Here is a 6,880-nt window from a genome sequence, read left to right on the forward strand (position 1 = left end):
GGCGGGCGCGTGCTCGTCGGAGGGCTTGACGAGGTTGCCGCCCGGCGCCTCGGCGTGGCGCTGGTAGTCGGCGATGGCGCCGTGCAGCCGGGGCTCCAGGTCGGTGCCGATGAGCATGTAGGCGGCGAACTGGTCGGCGACGTCCTCCTCGCGCCCGGTGATCGGCAGCGAGAGCTTGTCGATGAGCGCGTGCCCGGCCTCGTGGTACACCGTCTCGGTCATGAGCCCGAGCACCTTGCCGTCGGCGTCGCCGTCGCCTCGCGCGGCGAAGCCGTCGCGGGCGTCCTGGACGTACTCGTAGCAGATGGTGATCTTCGACTCGGCGGGGTCGTAGTAGGCGTCGGGCGCCCCGCACGACGACGCCGTGATCGCGACGCCGGAGGGCAGGCCGAAGGTCGAGCCGATCCGGTCGGATAGCTCCTCCATCACCTTGCTGTCGCGCAGGAACGCGGCGTCCTCGGCCTGCCCCTTCCCCGGCTCGTCGTAGCCGACGCTGACGGGTGACACGGCCGGCGCCGGGGCGAGGCTGCTGTGGCCGGCCTCCGCGGCCTGCGGGGAGAGGGCGCAGCCGGCGGCGGAGAGGAGCGCGCACAGCAGGGCGGACGCGAGGAGGAGCGTCCGGCGCGGCTTGGCGATCGCTTGGCTGATCCGAAACCGATTCATGGCAGTGATGCTGCACGCTCTTGACCTCGCCGCCCACCCGCCGATGGGCCGGGATCACCCGCCGGTCGGGCGGGGCGGCCTCCTCCGCGCGGAGGAGGCCGCGGAAGGGCGGGCGGGCCCCGCGCGGGAAACCTGACATTGGGTAAAACCGCAGGTAAGGAGGTATAAAGGGGTCGATGACGCGTTTGCTGATCGTTGACGACGAGGCGCTGGTGCGGCGCGGGCTGAGCATGGTCCTCGGTACCGCCGCCGACATCGACGTCGTGGGCGCCTGCGACGGCCCCGCGGCGCTGGGCGCCATCGAGAAGCAGCGGCCCGACGTGGTGCTGCTCGACGTCCGCATGCCCGAGGTCGACGGCCTGACCCTGCTCCGCCGGATCCGCTCCCGGCCCCGGCCGCCCGTGGTGGCGATGCTCACCACCTTCGACACCGACGACTACATCACCACCGCGCTGTGCGAGGGCGCGGCCGGCTACCTGCTCAAGGACACCGAACCCGACCAGCTGATCCACGCCGTGCGGCTCCTCGCGTCGGGCGCCAGCGCCCTGTCGGCCGCCGTCACCCGCAGCGTGGCGCGGCACCGGCCCCGGTCGCGCGGGGCCGAGCGCGTGCGCACGCTCACGACCCGCGAGACCGACGTCCTGCGGCTGCTCGCGCTCGGCCTGTCCAACGGCGAGATCGCCACCCGCCTGCACCTGTCCAGCGGCACCGTCAAGGAGCACATCAGCGTGCTGCTCGGCAAGCTCGGCGTCGGCAACCGCGTGCAGGCCGCGGTGCTCGCCCACGAGTGCGGCATCGCCGCGGTGGCGGCCGACTCGTGAGGACCCCGGGCTGGCTCGCGCTCGGCCTGCCCGCCGCGCTGGCCGCGCTCGAAGGCGTGCTCGTCACCGGCCCCGAGGACCACCTGGCCCGCGGCCTGGCGCTGCTGGCGGCGGGCGGCCTCCTCCTGCGCCGCCGCCTGCCCTGGGCCGCCCTGCTGCTGGCGCTGCCCGGCCAGTGGACCGGTTTCCTCTGGTTCGCGCCGATGTTCGCGGTCTACGGCCTGGCCGAGCGGTGCCGGCGCCCCTGGCCGGCCGTCCTCGGCGCGGCCGTCGTCGCCCTCGTCGACATCCGGTCCTTCCTCGACGCCGTCCAGCCGCCGGCCCTGGACACCCGCACCCTGGTCTCCGTCGGCTACGCGGCGCTGACCGGGGCCGCGCCCGCCCTGATCGGGATGCTGGTCCGCACCCGGCGGGAGCTCGCCGCCCGCATCACCGACCTGGTGGCCACCCAGCGCCACGAGCGCCTGCTCATCGAGGAGCGGGCCCTGGCGACCGAACGCGCCCGCCTCGCCCGCGAGATGCACGACGTGGTGGCCCACCAGGTCAGCCTGATGAGCGTGCAGGCCGCCGCGCTGCAGGCGGCGCACCCCGACCCCGACGTCCGCGAGGCCGCCCGCGAGCTGCGCCGGCTCAGCGTCACCACGCTCACGGAACTGCGGCACATGGTGACCATCCTGCGCGCGGCGGGAGCCCGCGGGACCGAACTCACCCCGCAGCCCACGCTCGACGAGCTGCGCGGCCTGCTCGACTCCAGCGGAATGGCCGTCACCGCGGCCATCGACCTCCCTCCGGAGCGCCGGTGGCCCGAACCGGTGGAGCGCGCCGCCTACCGCATCGTCCAGGAGTCGCTGACCAACATCCGCAAGCACGCGCCCGGCGCGCACGTCGACGTCGGACTGAGGCACGAGGACGCCCAGCTGGTCATCGACATCTCCAACGGCCCGGCGGCGGCACCGCCGCTACGCCTCCCCGGCGGCGGCCACGGCCTGCTGGGCCTGCGCGAGCGCGCCCACCACCTCGGCGGCACCCTGCGCGCCGCGGCGCTGGACGACGGAGGCTTCCGCGTCGAGGCCCGGCTGCCCGCCGAGTAGCCCGCCCCGGGGCGGGCCGCTCGGCCGCGAGCAGGCCGCCCCCCGCTGAGCCCCCGCCGCGGCCGCCGGTCCGGCCCTCGCGGCCCGGCGCAGCGGGCGTTGGTCCCGGCCCGCCTACCTGCCCGAGGCGCGGGCCGCCAGCGCCGCGGGCAGGTGGGCCCGCTGCCGGACGTTGAGCTTGCGGTACACCCGGGTGAGGTGCTGCTCGACCGTGCTCACCGTGATGTAGAGGCGTCCGGCGATCTCCCGGTTGGTGTGGCCCTGGGCGGCGAGGGCGGCCACCCGCCGCTCCGCGTCGCTGAGCGCGGAGATGCCCGCAGCCGGCTCCGCCGCGCCGGCGGGCGCCACCGGCTCGGCGTGCCCCTGGAGGGCCGACAGAGCGGCCAGCAGCGGCCGGGCGCCGCACTCCTCGGCGAGGTGCCAGGCGCGGCGCACCGCCATCCGGGCCCGGCCGGCCTCGCCCAGGGCTCGGTGGGCGTTGCCGAGGTCGACCAGCGCCCGCGCCAGCTCCAGCCGGTCGCCGCGCTCCCGCAGCGTCCGCACGGCCTCCTTGAGCAGCGCGGGCCGCTGCCGGGGCTCCCCGGCCGCCGCCAGCAGCCGCAGCGAGACGCCGTGCTCGCGGGTCCGGGCGCCACCGAGCAGCGCGAGCTGCTCCTCGACCAGCTCCCGTGCCTCCTCGCGCCGGTTCAGCCGCAGCAGCACCTCGGAGATCCCGCTCCGCCACGGGGCCAGCGCCGGCAGGTCGACCCCCCACCGCACCATCAGCTCGCCGCAGGACCGGAAGTCGGCGAGCGCGGAGTGCAGCCGGTCGGTCGCCAGGAGGTGGCGGCCGCGGGCGTAGCGGAAGCGCAGCGCGTCAAGGCTCGGCGCCTCGGCCTCGGGCGGTGCGTGCTCCAGGAGCGCCTCCGCCTCCTCGTTGGCCCCCATCGCGCTGGCGGCCAGCAGCAGGGCGGCCATCGGGGCGCCCGCGCGCGCCCCCCACGCCGCGGGCGGCCGGATCCGCAGCGCCTCCGCGGCGTGCCGGTGCGCCGCCGGCAGGTCTCCCGCGAGCAGCGCGATGTCGGCCTGGACGCCCGAGAGCACCGCCCGCAGGGCGCGGTGCCCGGGTTCGGCGGCCGCGCGCAGCAGGACCGCGCACCACGGGGCCGCGAGGTCCGGCCGGTCGAGGCGGAGCAGCGCCGTCAGCGCGGCGTCGACCGCCTCGGGGGGCGTGCCGTCGGCCCCGCACCGCTCCAGGATCTCGCCGGCCTCCTCGGCGGCGCGCTCGCCGGCCTCACCGGCGAGCACGTCGGCGAGCAGGCGGGCCGCCCACGGCCACGGACCGTCCGGCCGGAGCGGCCCGGGGCCCTCGGCGCCGTCCGCGAACGGCTCCAGGAACTCGCCGGCGAGCGGCGGACGGCTGACGCGGAGCCAGAGCCGGAAACCGCGCAGCTCGGCCCGGGCGGCCGCGTCGAGGGGCGGGGCCGAGTCGGCGAGCACGCCCAGCGCCTTGCGCGCGTCCTCGGTCCGGCCCCGGTCGAGCAGGTACCTGACCCCGGCCAGCGCCGCGCCGAACGGGGCGCGGCCCTCGTGCAGCGCGCGGGTCAGCCACCCGAGGAACCGGTCGGCGGCGGCGGGGTCGTCCCACCACTGCAGCCCGGCCGACAGGGTGGTGAGCACGGGGCCGCGCTGCTCCGGGAAGGACCGGTAGACCAGCTCCAGGTAGCGGACGGCGTCCCCGGCGCGCTCGGCGGACAGGGCCTGGTCGGCGGCCGCGCGCAGGGCCTCGACCGCCCAGGGGGCCTCGGCGCGGTCGGCGGCCAGCAGCAGGTCGGCCACCGCCGCGGGGTCCGCGCCGTCGCGGTGCAGCAGGTCCGCCGCACGCAGCCGGATCCGCGCACGCTCCTCGGCGGGGATGTCGTCCAGTACCGCGGAGCGCGCCCGCGGATGGCGGAACCAGGCGCCGTCCAGGACGCCGGCCGCCCGCAGGACACGCAGCTGGTCGGACACGGCGGCGGTCTCGGTGCCGAGCAGCCGCGCGACGAAATCGGGCGCGGCGGGCGGGCCGAGCGCCGCGAGCCTCCGCGCCACCGCGAGGGCGTCCGGCCCGCAGCCGTGCAGGCACGCCAGCAGCGCCTCGGTGAACGCCTCGCCGCCCCGCGGCCCGGCGCCGCCAGCGGGACGCGCGAGGGCGTCCTCCAGCAGTCCTCGGACCAGCAGCGGGCTGCCTCCGCTGAGCCGGCCGATCTCGGCGGCGAAGCCCTCGGCCGCGGGCACGCCCGCGTACCGGGCGGCCAGCGCGGCCACGCCCGCGGGGGAGAGCGGGGCCAGCCGGACGCGCCGGCAGTCCGCCCGGCGGCGCAGTTCGGCGTGCAGCGCGGAGTCCGCCGGCCGAGGTCCGGCCCGCTCGGTCACGACGAGGAGCAGCCGCGCCGATCGCAGGCGCCGGACCAGGAAGGAGAGGCAGCGCAGCGAGAGCTCGTCGGCGACGTGGACGTCGTCCACGGCGACCACCACCGGCCCCGTGCTCCGGGCCAGGTCGAGCAGCGCCCGGCAGCCGCTGTCGGCGAGGCGCATGTGCTCAAGGGAGTCGGCACCGGACCCGGCCGGAACCGTCCCGCCCCGGTGCGGGGCCACGGGCCGGAGCCGTCCGGGCGGCGCGTCATGGAGCAGCTGGTCGATCACCCCGAGGGGAAGCGACCGCTCCTCCCGGGAGCCGGCGGCGGTGAGGACAAGCGCTCCCGATGCCGCGGCCTCCTCGGTGAACGCGTACAGGAGGGCGCTCCTGCCGACGGCCGCGGGGCCGGTGACCACCGCGACCGCGCCCCGGCCGCGATCCGCGTCGGCCAGCGCCTCCCGCAGCGCCTCCAGTTCGCGATCACGTTCGACCAACCCCATGACCTGCCCCCACGTGCGTTCTGTATGGCGCGGACCCCGAAGAAATGTGGCTGAGGACGTTAATGGCGAATTAGTGGATTTTGTGCTCTTTCAATCCGCCGTGGGGGCAAGATTAGAAAAACTTCTCTTCGACCGGCAACCATGCAGAATTTCCGATATATGCGAAGAATGGCGTGGAACTCTCGCGTGTTCGGACGCACTGCTCTCCGGCGGCTGACCAGGGCGGCGGACCGTGATCCGCCGGCGGCCCGGATCCGCGGAGTCCAGCGGCCGGCCCGCCGCAGGCGGCCGGACCGGCGGACGGCTCCGGCCGCTGTGGCCGAGATCACGGTCGCATGCCTGGCGGCCGCGTGCGGCGGCTGACCGCGGTCGCCCGGCCGGGCTCAGTCCTGCCCAGCGGCCGGCAGGATCTGCCGCAGGACACCGCGCGGCAGGCCCCGGCGGCGCCGCTCGCGGGGGTAGCCGATCGACACCTCCTCGAACCGCACCCCGTCGTACCAGGTGGTGCGCGGGATGTGCAGGTGGCCGTACACGACGGCCGCCGCGCGGTAGCGGACGTGCCAGTCGGCGGTCAGCTCGGTGCCGCACCACTGCGCGAACTCCGGGTAGCGCAGCACGCGGGTGGGTTCGCGCACCAGCGGGAAGTGGTTGACCAGCACCGTCGGCAGCTCCGGCGGGCACTCCTCCAGCCGCGCCCGGGTCCACTCCACCCGCGCCCGGCACCAGGCGTCCCGGCTCGGATGCGGATCGGGATGCAGCAGGAACTCGTCGGAGCAGACCACTCCGGAGTCGTAGGCCAGTGCCAGCGACTCCTCCTTGGTCGCCGCCCCCTCCACCCGGAACGTGTAGTCGTAGAGGAGGAACAGCGGTGCCACCGCCACCGGCCCGCCCGCGCCCGTGAACACCGGGTACGGGTCCTCCGGGGTCAGCACCCCGATCCGCCGGCACATGTCCACCAGGTACCGGTAGCGCTCCTCCCCGCGGAGCCGCACGGAGTCCTGGCGCGGGGTCCACAGCTCGTGGTTGCCCGGCACCCACACGACCACCGCGAAGCGGTCCCGCAGCAGCCGCAGCGCCCACTCGATGTCGGCGGCCCGCTCCGCGACGTCGCCGGCGACGATCAGCCAGTCCTCCGGCGACTCCGGCCGGATCTCCTCGGCGATCCGCCGGTTCTCGGGATAGGCGACGTGCAGGTCGCTGACCGCCATCAGCCGCGCGGAGGCGCGGCCCGCGCCGTTGGGCTCCGCGCCCGCGCCGGGAACCGCGCGCGGCGCACCACCGCCACTGGACATCATCGGCTCCCCGTTCGCTCGCGCGGTCGACGGCTCCGGCGGGCCCGCCCGGGCCACCCCGATCATCGCAGAGGCACACCGCCGGGCGGCGGGAGGGGCGGTCCCGGTCGCCGAGTCGCGGGGGAGGAGCCGGGCC

At 76.6% G+C, this 6,880-nt stretch carries 5 protein-coding genes; 2 read left to right on the top strand and 3 right to left on the bottom strand.

All coding sequences use genetic code 11. The annotated features are described in order from the left end of the window. A partial coding sequence (locus DEF28_RS24745) for a DUF4344 domain-containing metallopeptidase (protein WP_114446242.1) occupies window positions 1-663 on the bottom strand: 663 nt, incomplete at its 3' end. Between the two features lie 176 nt (window positions 664-839). Between DEF28_RS24745 and DEF28_RS24750 the strand changes: the two genes are divergently transcribed. Together DEF28_RS24750 and DEF28_RS24755 are read left to right on the top strand one after the other, a co-directional pair. Beyond that, complete coding sequence (locus tag DEF28_RS24750; protein ID WP_114400762.1) at window positions 840-1,484, top strand: response regulator; 645 nt, start codon at window positions 840-842, stop codon at window positions 1,482-1,484. Further along, on the top strand, window positions 1,481-2,575 hold the full coding sequence (locus DEF28_RS24755; protein WP_199493505.1) for a sensor histidine kinase: 1,095 nt from the start codon (window positions 1,481-1,483) through the stop codon (window positions 2,573-2,575). The genes DEF28_RS24750 and DEF28_RS24755 overlap by 4 nt, the downstream gene beginning before the upstream one ends. A 114-nt stretch (window positions 2,576-2,689) precedes the next feature. On the opposite strand, the gene DEF28_RS24760 is transcribed toward DEF28_RS24755, so the two are convergent. Both DEF28_RS24760 and DEF28_RS24765 read right to left on the bottom strand, forming a co-directional pair. After that, window positions 2,690-5,446 (bottom strand): AAA family ATPase, encoded by a 2,757-nt coding sequence (locus tag DEF28_RS24760; RefSeq protein ID WP_158562918.1) that lies wholly within the window; start codon window positions 5,444-5,446, stop codon window positions 2,690-2,692. 389 nt (window positions 5,447-5,835) lie between these two features. After that, window positions 5,836-6,660, bottom strand: a complete 825-nt coding sequence (locus DEF28_RS24765; RefSeq protein ID WP_114400765.1) for a metallophosphoesterase family protein — start codon at window positions 6,658-6,660, stop codon at window positions 5,836-5,838. Between the last annotated feature and the right edge of the window lie 220 nt (window positions 6,661-6,880).

Source organism: Marinitenerispora sediminis (genome assembly GCF_003336425.1).
Lineage (GTDB): Bacteria > Actinomycetota > Actinomycetes > Streptosporangiales > Streptosporangiaceae > Marinitenerispora > Marinitenerispora sediminis.